The sequence below is a fragment of the Dyella sp. 01N448 genome (genome assembly GCF_056399225.1).
This window is the reverse complement of the sequence record NZ_JBFTQX010000001.1, coordinates 1-15,900: the sequence shown is the minus strand read 5'-3', so window position 1 is coordinate 15,900 and position 15,900 is coordinate 1. Positions and strand designations below refer to the sequence as shown.

At 64.6% G+C, this 15,900-nt stretch carries 15 protein-coding genes; 9 read left to right on the top strand and 6 right to left on the bottom strand.

Going from position 1 to position 15,900, the window contains the following annotated elements; all coding sequences use genetic code 11:
- Positions 1–76 precede the first annotated feature (76 nt).
- Positions 77–979 carry a LysR family transcriptional regulator gene (locus AC1DKY_RS00075; RefSeq protein ID WP_441601697.1) on the bottom strand — a complete coding sequence of 301 codons (903 nt, stop codon included), beginning with the start codon at positions 977–979 and terminating at the stop codon, positions 77–79.
- Between the two features lie 113 nt (positions 980–1,092).
- Here AC1DKY_RS00075 and AC1DKY_RS00070 point away from each other — a divergent pair, with 113 nt between their 5' ends.
- The 5 genes from AC1DKY_RS00070 to AC1DKY_RS00050 all read left to right on the top strand — a co-directional run bounded on the left by AC1DKY_RS00070 (position 1,093) and on the right by AC1DKY_RS00050 (position 6,955).
- Positions 1,093–1,833 (top strand): SDR family oxidoreductase, encoded by a 741-nt coding sequence (locus AC1DKY_RS00070; protein WP_441601696.1) that lies wholly within the window; start codon positions 1,093–1,095, stop codon positions 1,831–1,833.
- A gap of 48 nt (positions 1,834–1,881) precedes the next feature.
- Positions 1,882–2,781, top strand: coding sequence for an SDR family oxidoreductase (locus AC1DKY_RS00065; RefSeq protein ID WP_441601695.1), 900 nt, complete (start codon positions 1,882–1,884; stop codon positions 2,779–2,781).
- Positions 2,782–2,881: 100 nt separating this feature from the next.
- Complete coding sequence (coaBC, locus tag AC1DKY_RS00060; RefSeq protein ID WP_441601694.1) at positions 2,882–4,087, top strand: bifunctional phosphopantothenoylcysteine decarboxylase/phosphopantothenate--cysteine ligase CoaBC; 1,206 nt, start codon at positions 2,882–2,884, stop codon at positions 4,085–4,087.
- On the top strand, positions 4,084–4,554 hold the full coding sequence (dut, locus tag AC1DKY_RS00055; protein WP_441601693.1) for a dUTP diphosphatase: 471 nt from the start codon (positions 4,084–4,086) through the stop codon (positions 4,552–4,554). Before coaBC ends, dut begins: the two co-directional genes overlap by 4 nt.
- 67 nt (positions 4,555–4,621) lie before the next feature.
- Entirely contained in the window at positions 4,622–6,955 is a 2,334-nt protein-coding gene (locus AC1DKY_RS00050) for a phosphomannomutase/phosphoglucomutase (RefSeq protein ID WP_441601692.1), read from the top strand.
- A gap of 49 nt (positions 6,956–7,004) precedes the next feature.
- Here AC1DKY_RS00050 and AC1DKY_RS00045 read toward each other — a convergent pair whose 3' ends face one another.
- From AC1DKY_RS00045 to AC1DKY_RS00035, 3 genes are all read right to left on the bottom strand, one after another.
- A complete protein-coding gene (locus tag AC1DKY_RS00045) occupies positions 7,005–7,640 on the bottom strand; it encodes a DUF4124 domain-containing protein (protein WP_441601691.1) in 636 nt (211 codons plus the stop codon).
- A 107-nt stretch (positions 7,641–7,747) separates the two neighbouring features.
- Positions 7,748–8,395, bottom strand: coding sequence for an orotate phosphoribosyltransferase (gene pyrE, locus AC1DKY_RS00040; RefSeq protein ID WP_441601690.1), 648 nt, complete (start codon positions 8,393–8,395; stop codon positions 7,748–7,750).
- Between the two features lie 26 nt (positions 8,396–8,421).
- Entirely contained in the window at positions 8,422–8,919 is a 498-nt protein-coding gene (locus tag AC1DKY_RS00035) for a GNAT family N-acetyltransferase (RefSeq protein ID WP_441601689.1), read from the bottom strand.
- 43 nt (positions 8,920–8,962) lie between these two features.
- On the opposite strand from AC1DKY_RS00035, the gene AC1DKY_RS00030 reads away from it, so the two are divergent.
- The 3 genes from AC1DKY_RS00030 (at position 8,963) to AC1DKY_RS00020 (ending at position 11,439) form a co-directional block, all read left to right on the top strand.
- On the top strand, positions 8,963–9,733 hold the full coding sequence (locus AC1DKY_RS00030; RefSeq protein WP_441601688.1) for an exodeoxyribonuclease III: 771 nt from the start codon (positions 8,963–8,965) through the stop codon (positions 9,731–9,733).
- Positions 9,723–11,051, top strand: a complete 1,329-nt coding sequence (locus AC1DKY_RS00025) for an AmpG family muropeptide MFS transporter (protein ID WP_441601687.1) — start codon at positions 9,723–9,725, stop codon at positions 11,049–11,051. The genes AC1DKY_RS00030 and AC1DKY_RS00025 overlap by 11 nt, the downstream gene beginning before the upstream one ends.
- Before the next feature lie 85 nt (positions 11,052–11,136).
- Entirely contained in the window at positions 11,137–11,439 is a 303-nt protein-coding gene (locus tag AC1DKY_RS00020; protein WP_441601686.1) for a hypothetical protein, read from the top strand.
- Here AC1DKY_RS00020 and AC1DKY_RS00015 read toward each other — a convergent pair whose 3' ends face one another.
- The gene (locus AC1DKY_RS00015; RefSeq protein WP_441601685.1) at positions 11,440–12,558 is read right to left on the bottom strand and encodes an anhydro-N-acetylmuramic acid kinase; all 1,119 of its coding nucleotides are present in this window, start codon (positions 12,556–12,558) and stop codon (positions 11,440–11,442) included. It abuts the gene before it with no gap.
- Between the two features lie 4 nt (positions 12,559–12,562).
- Positions 12,563–14,002, bottom strand: coding sequence for an OapA family protein (locus tag AC1DKY_RS00010; protein WP_441601684.1), 1,440 nt, complete (start codon positions 14,000–14,002; stop codon positions 12,563–12,565).
- Between the two features lie 183 nt (positions 14,003–14,185).
- Between AC1DKY_RS00010 and tyrS the strand changes: the two genes are divergently transcribed.
- Positions 14,186–15,397, top strand: a complete 1,212-nt coding sequence (gene tyrS / locus AC1DKY_RS00005) for a tyrosine--tRNA ligase (RefSeq protein WP_441601683.1) — start codon at positions 14,186–14,188, stop codon at positions 15,395–15,397.
- Positions 15,398–15,900 lie beyond the last annotated feature (503 nt).

The following is a 15,900-nucleotide window of genomic DNA, read 5'->3' as shown; positions in this document are numbered from 1 at the left end:
ACAGCCTGCCGTCCGATGAAGGGCGCGCCCATCGGCGCGCGGCGAAGCGCATGTGGGTATGCGTGCCGACGATGAGTCAGTTTGTCGGCGGAAACCGGGCCGCGAACTCGCCGCTCAGCCAGTCGATGAAGACCCGCACGCGCGGTGAGAGCTGACGGTTCTGCGGATACAGCACGTAGACCGGCGAGGGCGTGGGTGGGTATCGCGGCAGCACTTCCACCAGCGTGCCGCAGGCGAGGTCGTCCTGGACGCGATAGCAGGGGACCTGGATGAGGCCCAGGCCAAGTCGGGCAGTGGCCACGTACATTTCCGCGCCCGCCACGCTTACCGCATGGGGCAACAGGCGTTCGCGCACACCGCCGTCCACGCAGAATTCCAGCGGCAGCGTGCTGCCGGAAACGGATGACACGAAAGCCACCATCTGGTGCCCGTCCAGATCGTCGGGCGATGTCGGCATGCCGTGCCGTTCCAGATAGGCGGGGCTCGCGTAGGTGCCTTCCACCAGGGTGGCGATCTGGCGGCCGATCATGCTGCTGTCGGTGGGCTTGCCTACGCGCAGGACGCAATCGACGCCCTCGCGGACCAGATCGACGTAGCGGTCGCCCTCGCCGATACGCAACTGGATGTCCGGATAACGCTCGAGAAACCCGGGCAGCCCCGGCAGCATGAAATGACGGGCCAGCACGCTGTGCACGTCCACCCGCAACAGGCCGCTGGGGCGTGCCCCGGTGAAGGCGGCCTCGGCTTCCTCGATCTCGGCCAGGATGCTCAGGCAACGCTGGTAATAGGCCTCGCCGTCCAGCGTGGCCCGCACCTGTCGGGTAGTGCGTTCGAGCAGCCGCACGCCCAGCCGGGCTTCCAGGCGCTTGACCACCTCGGTGACGGTGGAGCGCGGCAGCTCCAGGTCCTGCGCGGCCAAGGTGAAGCTGCGGCGCTCCACGATGCGGGCGAAGAGGCGCATGGCGTCGACCTTGTCCACTGTTCGACTTATCCGAATGATGATGACGGATTGAAGCAGATTATCCGGCCAAAGGAAAAGTCCATCCTTTGCTTGCGCCGACAACGGGTCGGCTCTTTCCGAGGATATTCCCCATGTCTGCACAGGTTTCCAAAGTCGCCATCGTCACCGGCGCTTCGCGTGGTATCGGCGCGGCGGTGGCCGAGCGTCTGGCCCGCGATGGCTTCACGGTGGTCATCAACTACGCCGGCGACGCCGCTTCCGCCGAGGCGCTGGCCCGCAAGATCGAAAGCGCTGGCGGCCATGCGCTGACCGCCCAGGCCGATGTGGCCGACCCGGTGGCGGTGCGCCGGATGTTCGACGCGGCCGAAACCGCGTTCGGTGGCGTGGATGTGCTGGTCAACAACGCCGGCATCATGCAGCTGGCGCCGCTGAGCGATACCGACGATGCGCTGTTCGACCGCACCATCGCGATCAACCTCAAGGGCAGCTTCAACACGCTGCGCGAGGCGGGCAAGCGCCTGCGCCAGGGTGGCCGCATCGTCAACTTCTCCACCAGCGTGGTGGGCCTCAATTTCCCCAATTACGGCGTCTACGTGGCCACCAAGGCCGCGGTGGAAGCGATGACGCACGTGCTGTCCAAAGAGCTGCGCGGCCGGGCCATCACCGTCAATGCGGTGGCGCCGGGCCCGACGGCCACTGACTTGTTCCTCAAGGGCAAGACGCAGGACCAGATCGACCAGCTCGCCAAGGCTGCGCCGCTCGAGCGCCTGGGCACGCCCGATGACATCGCCAGCGTCGTGTCCTTCCTCGCCGGCCCCGACGGCAGCTGGGTCAACGGCCAGGTGCTGCGCGCCAACGGCGGCCTCGTCTGATTCCACTTACCCGCATCGCCACGCGATGCCTTTTTGGGAGAACGCATCATGAAGTACGTCATTGTCATCACCGGCGCTTCGAGCGGCTTCGGCCTGATGAGCGCCCGCGCGCTGGCCCACGCCGGCCACATCGTCTACGCCGGCATGCGCGAAACGGCTGGTCGCAACGCGGATCGCGTGGCCGATATGCAGCGCTATGCACAGGAACAGGGCGTGGACCTGCGCGCCATCGAAATGGACGTGGCCTCGCAATCGTCGGTCGATGCCTCGATTGCGCAGATCGTGGCCGAGCACCAGCGGCTGGACGTGGTGATCCACAATGCCGGGCACATGTCCTACGGTCCGGCCGAAGCCTTCCTGCCGGAACAGTTCGCCCAGCTCTACGACACCAATGTGCTGAGCACGCAGCGCGTCAACCGCGCCGCCCTGCCGCAGTTGCGCAAGCAAGGCCGGGGGCTGGTGGTGTGGGTGTCCTCCAGCAGCGTACGCGGCGGCACGCCACCGTATCTGGCGCCCTACTTCGCCGCGAAGGCGGGCATGGATTCGTTGGCGGTGAGCTATGCCGGCGAGCTGGCGCGCTGGGGCATCGAGACCTCCATCGTGGTACCTGGCGCCTTTACCAAGGGCACCAACCATTTCGCCCATGCCGGCGCGCCGGCGGATGAGGCGGTTGCCAAGATCTACGCCGAAGGCCCCACCGGCGATTTCAGCGAAGTGGCTTTCAAGGGACTCGCCTCGCTGGAACCGGCTGATGCCGACCCGGAGGCCGTCGCACGGGCCATCGTCGAGGTGGTGGACAAGCCCTTCGGCAAGCGTCCGTTCCGCGTGCATATCGATCCCTCCGAGGACGGTGCCGAGATCGTCAACGGCGTGGCCGATCGCGTCCGCGCGGAGCTGCTGCGCCGCATCGGTCTGGATGACATCCTTCATCCGCGCGTGACGGCTTGAGCACAGGGCGGGCGGTGATCAGCCGCCCGCTTCACTTTTACCGAGCAGGACGAATGATTCCGGTAAGCTACCGCCCCAAACGGTAGTCAGGCCCAATCACATGAGTCTTGCCCAACGCCGCATCCTGCTGGGCGTGTCCGGCGGCATCGCTGCCTATAAATCCTGCGAACTGGTCCGTCGCCTGGGCGACCTCGACGCCGAGGTCCGCGTGGTGATGACCGAAAACGCGGCGCACTTCGTCAGTGCCACCACCTTCCAGGCGCTGTCCGGCCAGCCGGTGCGCACCAGCCTGTGGGACGCCGAAGCCGAAGCGGCGATGGGTCACATCGAGCTGGCCCGCTGGGCCGAGCGCATCATCATCGCACCGGCGAGCGCCGACCTGATTGCGCGTCTTGCCCACGGCATGGCGAACGACCTGCTGACCACCGTCTGCCTGGCCAGCGCTGCGCCGCTGTATGTGGCGCCCGCCATGAACCAGCAGATGTGGGCGCATCCGGCGGTGCAGGCCAATGTGGACATCCTCCGCCAGCGTGGCGTGCATATCCTTGGCCCTGCATCGGGCGACCAGGCCTGCGGTGATATCGGCTCGGGCCGCATGCTGGAACCGTTGGAGCTGCGCGAGGCGATCGTCGGCTCCTTCGGCGCGCAAGTCCTGCGTGGGCTCAAGGTCGTCGTGAGTGCCGGGCCCACCTATGAAGACATCGATCCGGTGCGTTTCATCGGCAACCGCAGTTCCGGCCGCATGGGTTTCGCCGTCGCCGAAGCGGCCGCGCAGGCCGGCGCGGAGGTCACTCTGGTGGCCGGCCCGGTGAGCATGGCGACGCCACCGGGGATGACGCGCCGTATCGATGTGCGCAGCGCCGAGCAGATGCGCGATGCGGTGGTGGCTGCCTGCGCCGATGCGAATATCTACATCGCCGCCGCCGCGGTGGGTGACTACCGACCGGCCACCGTTGCCGATCACAAGCTTAAAAAGCACGACGGCGCGCCCCTGGAACTGCGTCTGGCCGAGAACCCGGACATCCTCGCCACGCTGGCTGCGCAAACCGTGCGCCCCTTCTTGGTCGGATTTGCCGCGGAAACGCATGATGTGGAGCGATACGCGCAAGACAAACTCAAGCGCAAAGGATTAGACATGATTGCCGCCAACCAGGTGGGCGGTGGCCTCGGATTCGAAGCCGCCGACAACGCCCTCACGCTTTACGGTCCTGATGGGGCCATCGAACTGCCGCGTGCCTCCAAGACGGAACTGGCGCGACAGCTGGTGGCCAAGGTGGCCGAGCGTTACCGGGCGGTGCGCCAGTGACGGTTGGCAATGCAGTCGACGTCGAGCTGAAGATCCTCGATCCGCGCCTGGGCGATGTCATCCCCCTGCCGCAGGCTGCCACCATCGGCAGCGCCGGCATGGATCTGCGCGCAGCCATCGAGGCGCCGTTGACCCTGCAACCGGGCGACAGCGTGCTGGTGCCCAGCGGCATGGCCATCCATATTGGTGATCCGGGCTGGTGCGCGCTGATCGTGCCGCGCTCGGGTCTGGGCCATAAACACGGTTTGGTGATGGGCAACCTGGTGGGCGTGATCGATGCCGATTACCAGGGCCCCTTGATGATTTCATGCTGGAACCGCGGCACGCAGCCCTACACCATCGAAGTAGGCGATCGCATCGCCCAGCTGTTGCTGGTGCCGGTGGCGCAGGCACGGCTGAAGGTGGTGCAGGCGTTTGCGCCGTCGCAGCGGGGCGAGGGTGGGTTCGGTTCGACCGGGGTCAACTGAGTGCAAAGTGGTGCGGGCGCTCGCGCTCGCATGGGAAGCGACCAGATAGCCTGTGCGGGGACAGGACATGGCCAACATCTTCAACGTCGGTAGCCGAAGTTTTGCCGGATCCATCGACGGACGCCGGCTGCTGCCATTCGCCGCGGGCACCTTGCTGGTGCTCGGTGGCTTGTTCTGCCTCTGGCAGACCTGGCAGATCTTCGACGAAGGCAACGTGGTCGAGCGCGTGCACGCCGCCCAGAAGCAGGCAGCGGACGCCCTGGCGGCGGACATTGCCAGCGAGCGGGGCCGCGTGGAAGCGGCGGTCCATTCGCTGGACCCGGCCATCATCGTGTCCGATCCGGCCCAGGCCGCCACCGAACTGCGCCATCTCCTTCCCCAGGCGCTGGCGGTGGATGTCTACAGCGGCAGCCTCGACGAGGTGCTGCATGCGAACTATCGCGTATTCGGCTACGGCAAGGCGGCCCAGCTGATGGCGGCGCAAACCGCCGATGGCAAGCCTTTGGCCCAGTCCGTGCCCGATGCCCACGGCACGCGCGTGCTTGCGCTGGTGATACCGGTGGGGCCGGCCGCACACCCGCAGGCGTGGGCCTGGGTGGCGTTGCCGTTCGCTCCGCTGCAGGAGCGCTTTGAATCCATCCCCACCGCAGGTGGACGCCTGGAACTGCGTCAGGGCGACGATCGCGGTGACCTGCGTCTGCTCGCTACCGGCAATGGCTCGGCCGAGCGCGAAGCGAACGGCAGAGCGATCGAAGGCAGCACCTTCAGCGTGCTGGCGGCCCTGCCATCGGCTTATATCGTATTGCCGCGCGTCTGGCCGCTGACGGCCCTGCTCGGACTGCTGGGCCTGGGCGCGGGCATCTATCTGATCTGGATGCGCGATCGACTGGGCGTCCGCCGCGTCCGCAACGATGCGGCGGAACCGGTGCTGTCGGAACTGCTTGAAGCCGAGCAGGCGGCGGAAGCGCCTGTGGCGCCCGCCCGCATCGCAGCGCCCAAGCCTGCTGCGCCCGCGCCGGTGACTGTCGACCCGGTGATCTTCCGTGCGTACGACGTGCGCGGCGTGGTCGGCAAGTCGCTGACCAAGGAAGTGGCCCGCCTGCTCGGCCAGGCCATCGGCACGGTCATGCACGAGAAGGGCCTGCCGGAGATCGTGGTGGGGCGCGATGGTCGCCTGTCGGGTCCGGAGCTGGCGAGCGCCTTGTGCGACGGCTTGCGCGAAGCGGGCATCGACGTCATCGAGCTGGGCGCCGTTCCGACCCCGGTCGTTTACTACGCCGCCTACCGCTTCAATACGGGTTGTGGCGTGGCCGTGACCGGCAGCCATAACCCGCCCGACTACAACGGCTTCAAGATTGTGGTGGGCGGCGAGACCTTGTCCGAGGGCGCCATCCAGGATCTCTACCAGCGCATCGTCGGCAACCAGCTGGAGCGCGGCGGCAAGGGCAATCTGCGCCATGTCGATGTGATCCCCGACTACATCGACCGCATCACCTCCGACGTGCAGGCCGAGCGTCGCCTCAAGGTGGTGATCGACAGCGGCAACGGCATTGCCGGTGCGGTGGCGCCGCAGGTGCTGGAGGGCATCGGCTGCGAAGTCATTCCGCTCTACTGCGATGTCGATGGCACGTTCCCCAATCATCATCCCGACCCGTCCGACCCGCACAATCTGGAAGACCTGATCTTCGCGGTGAAGCAGACCGGCGCGGATCTCGGCATCGCATTTGATGGCGACGGCGACCGTCTTGGCGTGGTCACCAGGGATGGCGAGATCATCTTCCCCGACCGCACGCTGATGCTGTTTGCGCGCGACGTGCTGTCCCGCCAGCCCGGCGCCACGGTCATCTACGACGTGAAGTGCACCGGCCATCTCAAGGGCGTGATCCTGGATGCCGGCGGCAGCCCCATGATGTGGCGCAGCGGCCACTCGCTGATCAAGGCCAAGATGCGCGATACGGGTGCGGAGCTGGCCGGCGAAATGAGCGGCCACTTCTTCTTCAAGGAGCGCTGGTACGGCTTTGACGACGGCATTTATGCCGGCGCGCGCCTGATGGAAATCCTTGCCGGCGATCTGGAAGAGCGCACGCCGGAGGAACTGTTCGCCACCTGTCCCAAAGGCGTGTCGACGCCTGAGCTCAAGGTGGAGATGGACGAGGGCGCCCACTATCGCTTCATCGAAGCGTTCCGCCAGCAGGCGACGTTTGGCGACGCGACCCTCACCACCATCGACGGTGTGCGCGCGGACTGGTCCGACGGCTGGGGTCTGGTGCGCGCGTCCAATACCACGCCAACTCTCGTACTGCGTTTCGATGCAGACAACGAGGCCGCACTCGCACGCATCAAGAAAATATTCCGCGCGCAGCTGCTGGCGGTCGATCCCTCACTCAAGCTGCCGTTCTAAATGAAAAGCCCCGGCATGGCCGGGGCTCTCTCGCAAGCCGAAGTGGGCGTTACAGGCCCTTGGCCTCGGCAGCCTTCAGTTCGCGGTAGTGCACGAGATCCTGCGCGTTCTTCTGAACCTGGGCATCGCGGGTCTTCTGCTCACGCTCCAGCGCATCGCGCTGATGCGCCACCACGTCGCGTTGCTTGGTAATGCCCTCGCTCAGGAAGGGAGGGACCGGTTGCTTGGCTCGCTCCAGGTCGCCGGCACGAGTCAGCAGATCGGTCAGCGCCTTTTCCTGGCTGCGCAGATTGGACCGCGTGGTCGCGATCTGCTGGTCCATGCTGTCCAGATATTGCTGCTGCGAAGCCTTGTATTCCGCTTCCGAAGGATAGGCCGCGAGCATCTGCGCGTCGTTGCGCTTGCGCTCTGCGGCGGCGCGATCCACCACGGCCTGCTCTTCGGCAGCCTTTTGGGCGGCGGCGCGCTCCTCCGGGGTGAGCTGGCGGTCGACGTGCTGCACGACGATGCCGCGATCATTCACCAGCTCGTAGCCGAACTTCATGGCATCGGAGGTGAGGCTGTCGCTGTAGTGCGGCAGCCCGGCCGCATCCTTCCATCGATACCGATAGGTGGGCGCCTTGGTTTGTGCATAGACGACGGTGGTCAGCGCGAGCAACGCGATGACGAAAACTGTTTTACGCATGGAATTCCCCCTTGTAGGCGGAAGTATAGCGGGCGACATCGTGACACCATGACGTTCGCACGATGCCGCTGCATGCGGTGTGACCGGCTTCGCCAACCACCCGCCATTCAGGCATTTACGCCGTAGCGCTCGCGATAAGACACCAGGCGGGCGTGCTCCGCCGCCAGGTCCGGGCGGCCGCCCGCATAGGCCAGCACGTCGCCGAGACTGGTGATGGCAATCACCGGGATGCCGTAGTCAGCCGTGACTTCCTGCGCGGCGGAGAGCTCGCCCTGCCCGCGCTCCTGGCGGTCGAGTGCGATCAGCACGCCCGCCGGCGTGGCGCCCTGCGCCCGGATCAGCGCCAAGGATTCGCGCACGGCGGTGCCAGCGGTCATCACGTCGTCCACGATCAGCACGCGTCCCTTCAGCGGTGCGCCGACCAGCACGCCGCCTTCGCCGTGATCCTTGGCTTCCTTGCGGTTGTACGCCCAGGGCAGGTCGCGAGCATGCTGGTCGGCCAGGGCGATCGCCGTGGCGGCGGCCAGCGCAATGCCCTTGTAGGCCGGACCAAACAGCATGTCCACTTCGATGCCGGAATTCACCACGGCGGCGGCGTAGGCGCGGCCCAGCTGGGCCAGCGCCGCGCCCGAATCGATGCGGCCCATATTGAAGAAATACGGACTCTGGCGGCCGGACTTCAGGGTGAAGTCGCCGAAACGCAGCACGTCGCGCTGCAGGGTGAGTTCGATGAATTCGCGCTGGTAGTCGTGCACGGCAGCTTTCTCTCGTTCGGATTTGGTCAGAGGGGCAGGGCGCCCAGCATCACGTGCTGCGGCCCGGAACGCCCGCCATGGTACAGCCCGCCGGTCTCCCGGAAGCCGGCGCGCCGATACAGTGCAAGCGCGGACGTGTTGCGAACGTTGACGGTGAGCACGACGTTGCGCGCACCCGGATGGCGCTGCGCGAGATCGCGCATCACGACGGCAAGCGCGAGCGTGCCCAGGCCCTGGCCCTGCCAGCGGGCGTCGATGAAGAACGAGCGCAGGCCAAGGGTGGGCTCATCGAAATCCATGTCCGCGATGCTGCGGGGCTTGTTCTCGATGCGATAGAAGCCGATCGGCTCGTCGTTGCGCAGGATGGCCATGGCCTCGCTGTCTTCGCACAGCATCGCGTCGGCCAGCGACACCGCCACAGGGCCGACGAAATCGCGCTGCGGCTCGTGCACCTGAAGCAGCAACAACGACGGGTAACGCGTGGCGTCAGCAGGCACGACGCGGATATCGGGGCGATCGGACATGGTTGCTATGATGGCGCATCCCTCGCGAGCCCGGGCACCTTGTATGCGCATCATCAGTCTCAACGCCAACGGCATCCGTTCCGCCGGTACCAAGGGCGTGTTCGAATGGTTACGCCAGCAAAAGGCCGACGTGGTCTGCCTGCAGGAGACCAAGGCGCAGGAAGACCAGCTTTCCGATGCCATGTTCCGTCCCGATGGCCATCATTGCTTCTATCGCGACGCCAGCAGCAAGAAGGGCTATAGCGGCGTGGCCATCTACGCCAAGCGCGAGCCCGATGCGGTGCTCACCGAGCTGGGCTGGGATGCCTTCGACAACGAGGGGCGCTACATCGAAGCCCGCTTCGGCAACCTGAGCGTGGTGTCGCTGTACGTGCCGTCGGGTTCGTCGGGCGATGAGCGCCAGCAGTTCAAATTCAAGGCGATGGAATGGATCGCACCGATCTTCGACAAGTGGATGAAGAGCGGCCGCGACTACGTGCTGTGCGGCGACTGGAACATCGTGCGCAGCGAGCTGGATATCAAGAACTGGAAGTCCAACCAGAAGAATTCCGGCTGCCTGCCCGAAGAGCGCGCATGGCTCAACGACCTGGTCGAAAAGCACGGGTGGGTCGACAGCTATCGCACCCTGCATCCCAAGGGCGAGGACTATACGTGGTGGTCCAACCGCGGCAACGCGCGGGCCAACAATGTGGGATGGCGCATCGACTACCAGCTGGTCACGCCTGGCCTGCGCGATCGCCTGAAGCGCTGCTCGGTCTACCGTGATTCCTGGTTCTCGGACCACGCGCCGTATACCGTCGACTATGCCGACTGAGGCGGCGCCGCCCAAAAAGCAGAAGCTCGCGGTATGGCATGCGTTTACCCAGCCCGCTGCCTGGACGATGTTCCTGCTGGGCTTCTCCTCGGGCCTGCCATTCTTGCTGGTGTCCTACACCGTCGCCATCTGGCTGCGAAAGCATGGCATCGTGCTGAAGGAAATCACCATGATCGCGAGCGCGGGGATGTTCTACGCGCTCAAGTTCCTGTGGGCGCCATTGCTGGACCACGTCAGACTGCCTGGCGCCTTGGGACGGCTGGGTCAGCGGCGCAGCTGGCTGTTGCTGGCCCAGTTCGCCGTGATGGGCGGTCTGCTGGCGATGGCCAGGTTGACGCCGTCGCAATTGCCCCTGTTCGTGGCGGCGACCTTGGTCGTCGCGTTCTTCGGTGCCACGCAGGACATCGCGGTCGACGCCTATCGCATCGAGATCGCACCAACGGCCACCCAGGGTGCGTTGGTGGCTACCTATTCGCTGGGCTACCGCATTGCGCTCATCATCACCGGCGCCGGCGCGCTGATTCTGGCCGACCATCTGGATTGGCCAGTGATCTATGTCGTTTTCGCCCTGGCCATGCTGATCCCCATCTTGGCCACGCTGTTCGCGCGCGAACCCGATGTGGTTCGGACTACGCCGCCCAGCTGGGGTGCAGCGATGCAGCTAAGCGTGATCGATCCATTCGCGGATTTCTTCCGACGCTATGGATGGGCATTGGCGAGCGTCACCTTGCTCTTCATCCTGCTGTTCAAGATTCCTGAGCAGGCGACCGTGGGCGGCGTGATGGGCCCGTTCTATCTGGACATGGGGTTCACCCAGACGCAGATCGGCACGATCACCAAGCTGTGGGGCGTATGGATCGGCATCGTAGGTGTCTTCGTCGGCGGCGCGGCCGTGGCCCGCTGGGGCGCGTGGCGCAGCCTGGGGGTGTCGATGGTGTTGGCCGGAGCCAGCAACCTGGGCTATCTGTGGCTGATCGCACACCCCGGCAATCTGGCGGTGCTGACGGTGGTGATTTCGGTGGAGAACTTTACCCTCGGCGTGCTGGGTCCGCCGATCGTCGCCTATCTTTCCTCGCTGGTGAGCCGTGAACACACGGCGACCCAATATGCCTTGCTCAGCTCCATGGTCAATCTGCCGGGCAAGGTGCTGGGCTTCTTCGCCGGCGGCATCGCCATGACCACGGGCTATGGCGGTTATTTTGTCCTGACCGTGATCTCCATCGTTCCTGCCACGCTGCTGTTCACTTATCTGTGGCCTCGCTACAGCAAGGACCGCCCCGGCGATCCGGCGCCCGCTCCAAAAGAAGGCAGCGTGTGAATCAGCCAAGCGGTCGATAGTCTCGCCCTTGACCCTGTGACAAGATCAAGTCACAGGGGGCTTGTGACTGTCGGAGGAAGCGTCCGTGCCGGACCTCGTCATACGCCATATCGACAACCTTATGGCCGAGCGCATCAAGACGCTCGCCAAGGAAAGGCAGTGGTCGATCAATGACGTGGTGCTGCACGCACTGCGCCATGGCCTTGGCATGGCCTCATCCAATGTGTTCGCCGAAACCATGCTCGATCCCGGCGACCTGACCACCTTGGGCGGTCAGTGGGATGCCAAGGAAAAGGCCGCCTTCCAGGAGGCCGTGCAAGCCCTTTCCCGCGCTCCAACGGCTGCGTTGGCGCAGGCACACGGCGTGTTGGGCGACGAGAGCTTCTGATCAGCGCGGTGCGGAATAGACCGCACCGAGCACGCGCGGTCCCCGTGCCCCGGTGACCGCGGGCAGATTGCCCGGCAAGCCCAGCAGGCGTTGACGCGCGAGCCACGCAAACGCCGTGGCTTCCAGATAATCCGGATCCACGCCATGCGCGGCGGTGCTGGCCAGCGTGCGCGTACCCAGCAGTTGTCCCAGCCGCTCCATCAGTACGGCGTTGTGCACGCCGCCACCGCAGGCCAGCACATCGATAGCGGATGGCGCATGGCGTTCGATCGCCTCGGCGATGCTGCGTGCCGAGAGCTCCAGCAGCGTGGCCTGCACATCGGCAGGCGACAGCGCCGCCATGCCGGCGTGCTGTTCCAGCCAGGCGAGATGGAAGTGTTCGCGTCCCGTGCTCTTGGGCGGCGGCAGCGCGAAATAGGGATCGGCCATCAGCGCACTGAGCAAGGCCTCGTCCATGCGACCCGCGCCCGCGAAGGCGCCATTGGCGTCGTACGCCGCGCCACGATGGCGCAGATGCCAGGCATCCATCAGGCCATTGGCCGGGCCCGTATCGAACCCGAACACCTTGCCGGCCGGATCGAGCACCGTGATGTTGGCAATGCCGCCCAGATTGAGCACCACGCGCACACCGTCCGCACGACCCAGCAGCATGGCGTGGACCGCGGGAAGCAGCGGCGCGCCCTGGCCACCGGCGGCCACGTCGGCGCGGCGGAAATCAGCCACCACATCGATGCCGCAGCGTTCGGCGATCACCGAGGGATCGCCCGCCTGCAGCGTGAAAGGAAATTCGCCGGTGGGGCGATGCCGCAAGGTCTGCCCATGCGAACCGATGGCCCGAACGCGCGGCGCATGCGCCGGATTGCGGTCCAACAGCTGCTGGGCAGCTTCGGCGAAACATTGGCCGATCGCGACATCGAGACGCCCATAGGCATCCAGGTCCAATCGTGTTTCGTCCTGCGCCACGGCCAGCAGGCGCGTGCGCAACTCATCCGGCCACCGGTGGGCCAGTGCATCGACCAGCTGCGGCCTGTCGTTGTCGAAACTCACCAGCGCGGCATCGATGCCATCGGCGCTGGTGCCCGAGATCAGGCCAAGGTAAAGCGCCGTCGCGTCATCCACGGGATCAGTCGTCGTTGCGCTTGGTGCCGCTGGCCTTGGCCAGCTTCATGTTGGCGTCCAGCGTCTTCAGGCGGGCCAGCTGCGGCTGCACCACCTGCGACTTGAACTTGGCCAGCTGTGCGCCAGGCAGCGGTTCGGGCTTGGGCAGCGTCACCTTCTGCGGATCGCGCTGCACGTTGTTGACGCGGAATTCGTAATGCAGATGCGGGCCGGTGGCCAGGCCGGTCATGCCCACATAGCCGATCACTTCGCCCTGGCCCACATGCTGGCCCACCTTTTCATTGGCGAACTTGGACATGTGGCCGTAGGCGGTGCTGATCGAGCCGTTGTGCTGCACGATCACGAAATTGCCGTAGCCGTTCATCCAGCCCTTGAACTTGATCACGCCGTCGCCCGCCGCATGGATCGGCGTGCCAGTGGGTGCGGCGTAATCCACGCCCTGGTGGGCGCGCATCAGGCCAAGGATGGGATGCATGCGTGCCGCGCTGAACTGCGAGGAGATGCGGGTGAAGTCCACCGGAATGCGCAGGAACGACTTCTGGATCGGGCGGCCGTCCTCACTGAACCAGCCGTAGCTGCCGTCTTCTTTCTTGAAGCGGTAGGCGGTGTAGCGCTCACCCTGATTGACGAACTCCGCCGCCACGATGTCGCCTTCGTGCAGATAGGCGCCGTCGCGGTACACGTCGTCGTAGATCACCGTGAAGCTGTCGCCTTCGCGCAGGTCCTGCACGAAGTCGATGTCGTATTTGAACAGCTCGGCCAGCTTGAGCACCATCTGGTTGCTCATGCCTGCCTTGGAGCCGGCGGCAAACAGCGAGCTGTCGATGCTGCCATGGGCGACGTGTTCGCGATGTTCCACTTCGCGCGCTTCCGCCGTAACGGTGGCCTTGTCGGCCTCAAAGCGCATGGTGGTGCGGTTGGATTCGTCCTTGTCGAAGCGGATGCCCTTGAGGCTGCCGTCGCTGTCGAGCAGAAAATCGAATTCCTGGCCGGGGCTGATGTGGTGCAACGCCTTGGCATCGCCCGACTGGTCCACCACATGCTGTACGTCGGTGAGGCTCAGGCCCTGGCTCTGGAACAGGTCCGACAAGGTCTGGCCGGGCTGGACCTGCACGATGTGCCAATCTTCCACGGTCGCGGCCTGGGCGGCCACCGGGACCGCCTTGGGCAGTTCCAGCGGCAGCACGGCGTGCGCGGTCGAAATCGTGTCCGGGCGCATGGCGCTGGCCCAGGCGGGAATCAGGAAGCCGGAAACGGCGGTAATAAGGAGGGCGGTGCCGGCAAGAATCCAGCGCTCGCGATGCCAGCGGATAGGCTCGGCCTCACCGTGACAACCAAAGGACCAATGGGCACACCGCTCGTAAAAATGAGAGTGACGCTGCTGCGCCTTTCGACGCATAGCCTGTTTGCGCGCAGCGCGCGCGTTTTCGTTTCTCTCACCCATGCCCGGTGTTCCCCAGGTACTACATTTCTAATTGCCGCGTACCATAGCGGCCCTGTGTAAAGGGCGTCAACGCCTTTTCCATCAATGGGTTGCGATAACTTTTCGGTTAACGCACACTTAACGGAACCGGCCGGGAAGCTATGCTTTACGGTGCCGCCCAGACAACGAAAATTTGAGGAATACATGAACGAGCTTGAGCAGGCGCTGGCCACCATCGCGCGCGGCGCCGACGAAATCATCAAGCAGGAAGAGCTGGTCGCCCGCCTGAAGCTCGGTCGCCCCCTGCGCATCAAGGCCGGCTTCGATCCGACCGCGCCGGACCTGCACCTGGGCCACACCGTGCTGCTCAACAAGATGCGCCAGTTCCAGGACCTGGGACATCAGGTGATTTTCCTGATCGGCGACTTCACCGGCATGATCGGCGACCCGACCGGCAAAAACGTCACGCGCAAGCCGCTTTCCCGCGAGGACGTGCTGGCCAACGCCCAGACCTACGCCGACCAGGTCTATAAGGTGCTGGACAAGGAGCGCACCGAACTGCGCTTCAATTCGGAGTGGTTCGGCCAGATGACCGCAGCCGACATGATCAAGCTGGCCGCCCAGCACACCGTGGCGCGCATGCTCGAGCGCGACGATTTCTCCAAGCGCTTCGCCGGCCAGCAGCCCATCGCCATCCACGAATTCCTCTATCCGCTGGTGCAGGGCTATGACTCAGTCGCACTTAAATGCGACGTCGAGCTCGGCGGCACCGATCAGAAGTTCAACCTCTTGATGGGCCGCGCGCTGCAGGAGCATCACGGCCAGCCGCCGCAGATCGTGCTCACCATGCCGCTGCTGGAGGGCCTGGACGGCGTCAACAAGATGTCCAAGTCGCTGGGCAACTACATCGGCATCAATGAGCCGGCCATCGACATGGTCACCAAGACCCTGAAGATCGGCGATGAGCTGATGTGGCGCTGGTTCGAGTTGCTTAGCTTCGACACCTCGCTGGATGACCTCAAGCGCATGAAGCTCGAGGTGGAATCCGGTGTGCTTAACCCCCGTGACGCGAAGCTGCAATTGGCGCGCGAATTGGCCACGCGATTCCACGGCGCTGCTGCCGCCGAACAGGCGATCGCCGGATGGCACGCCGTCGTGCGCGGCGAAGGCGATACGAGCCTGCTGCCGCTCACTGAAATTGCAGTGTCCGCGGAAGGCTTGCGTTTGCCTGCTCTACTGACCGCGGCAGGCCTCACGCCAAGCAACGGCGAAGCGAATCGCAAACTCAAGGAACGCGCCGTGCGCATCGACGCGGAAGTCGTCGAAGATGCGCAACGCGTGTTTTTGCCGGGTTTTGAAGGGGTTTTGCAGATCGGCAAGCGCAACTTCGCGCGCGTGTTGTTGACGCTCGCATGAGTTGATCGCGATGACGCAACGTCATCGCGATGCATCCATCAACAGAGTTTCGCGTGAGAACAACGTCTTACGCGAAACATCAAAAATAATTTCAAAAATTGCTTGTCAAAGGTGGGGTGCCTGCCTATTATTCGCCTCCCCGCCGCTGGCAGCGTCTTCCAACGGCAACAACGACAGCAAAAATTCTTCGCTGAAGGTGTTGACGGACAGGGAAAACGATGTAAGATGAGCGGCTCACTCGGAACGAAATGTTCCAACGCAGAAACGGCAACGTACTGCAAGTGATTGAGATCTTTGACAGTGTGCGCAGGTGACTTGTGTGGGCGTCTTGCGACGGACGATTGAATGTCCAACATATGCAAGCGTCTAACCTAAGAGTCAATTCAAAAGCTTGACGTTTATGGTTAGGAACAACGCTTCAGAAAGATAGATCGAGTGACTGCCTTCGGGTGGACATGAGGTCGAAAACTTAAGTGAAGAGTTTGATCCTGGCTCAGATTGAA

Bases quoted from the DNA above. Each gene is read 5' to 3' on its own strand.
- AC1DKY_RS00070 (WP_441601696.1), top strand. From the start codon at position 1,093: ATGTCTGCACAGGTTTCCAAAGTCGCCATCGTCACCGGCGCTTCGCGT.
- AC1DKY_RS00010 (WP_441601684.1), bottom strand. From the start codon at position 14,002: ATGGGTGAGAGAAACGAAAACGCGCGCGCTGCGCGCAAACAGGCTATG.
- AC1DKY_RS00025 (WP_441601687.1), top strand. From the start codon at position 9,723: ATGCCGACTGAGGCGGCGCCGCCCAAAAAGCAGAAGCTCGCGGTATGG.
- AC1DKY_RS00035 (WP_441601689.1), bottom strand. From the start codon at position 8,919: ATGTCCGATCGCCCCGATATCCGCGTCGTGCCTGCTGACGCCACGCGT.
- tyrS (WP_441601683.1), top strand. From the start codon at position 14,186: ATGAACGAGCTTGAGCAGGCGCTGGCCACCATCGCGCGCGGCGCCGAC.
- AC1DKY_RS00050 (WP_441601692.1), top strand. From the start codon at position 4,622: ATGGCCAACATCTTCAACGTCGGTAGCCGAAGTTTTGCCGGATCCATC.
- AC1DKY_RS00065 (WP_441601695.1), top strand. From the start codon at position 1,882: ATGAAGTACGTCATTGTCATCACCGGCGCTTCGAGCGGCTTCGGCCTG.
- AC1DKY_RS00030 (WP_441601688.1), top strand. From the start codon at position 8,963: ATGCGCATCATCAGTCTCAACGCCAACGGCATCCGTTCCGCCGGTACC.
- AC1DKY_RS00045 (WP_441601691.1), bottom strand. From the start codon at position 7,640: ATGCGTAAAACAGTTTTCGTCATCGCGTTGCTCGCGCTGACCACCGTC.
- coaBC (WP_441601694.1), top strand. From the start codon at position 2,882: ATGAGTCTTGCCCAACGCCGCATCCTGCTGGGCGTGTCCGGCGGCATC.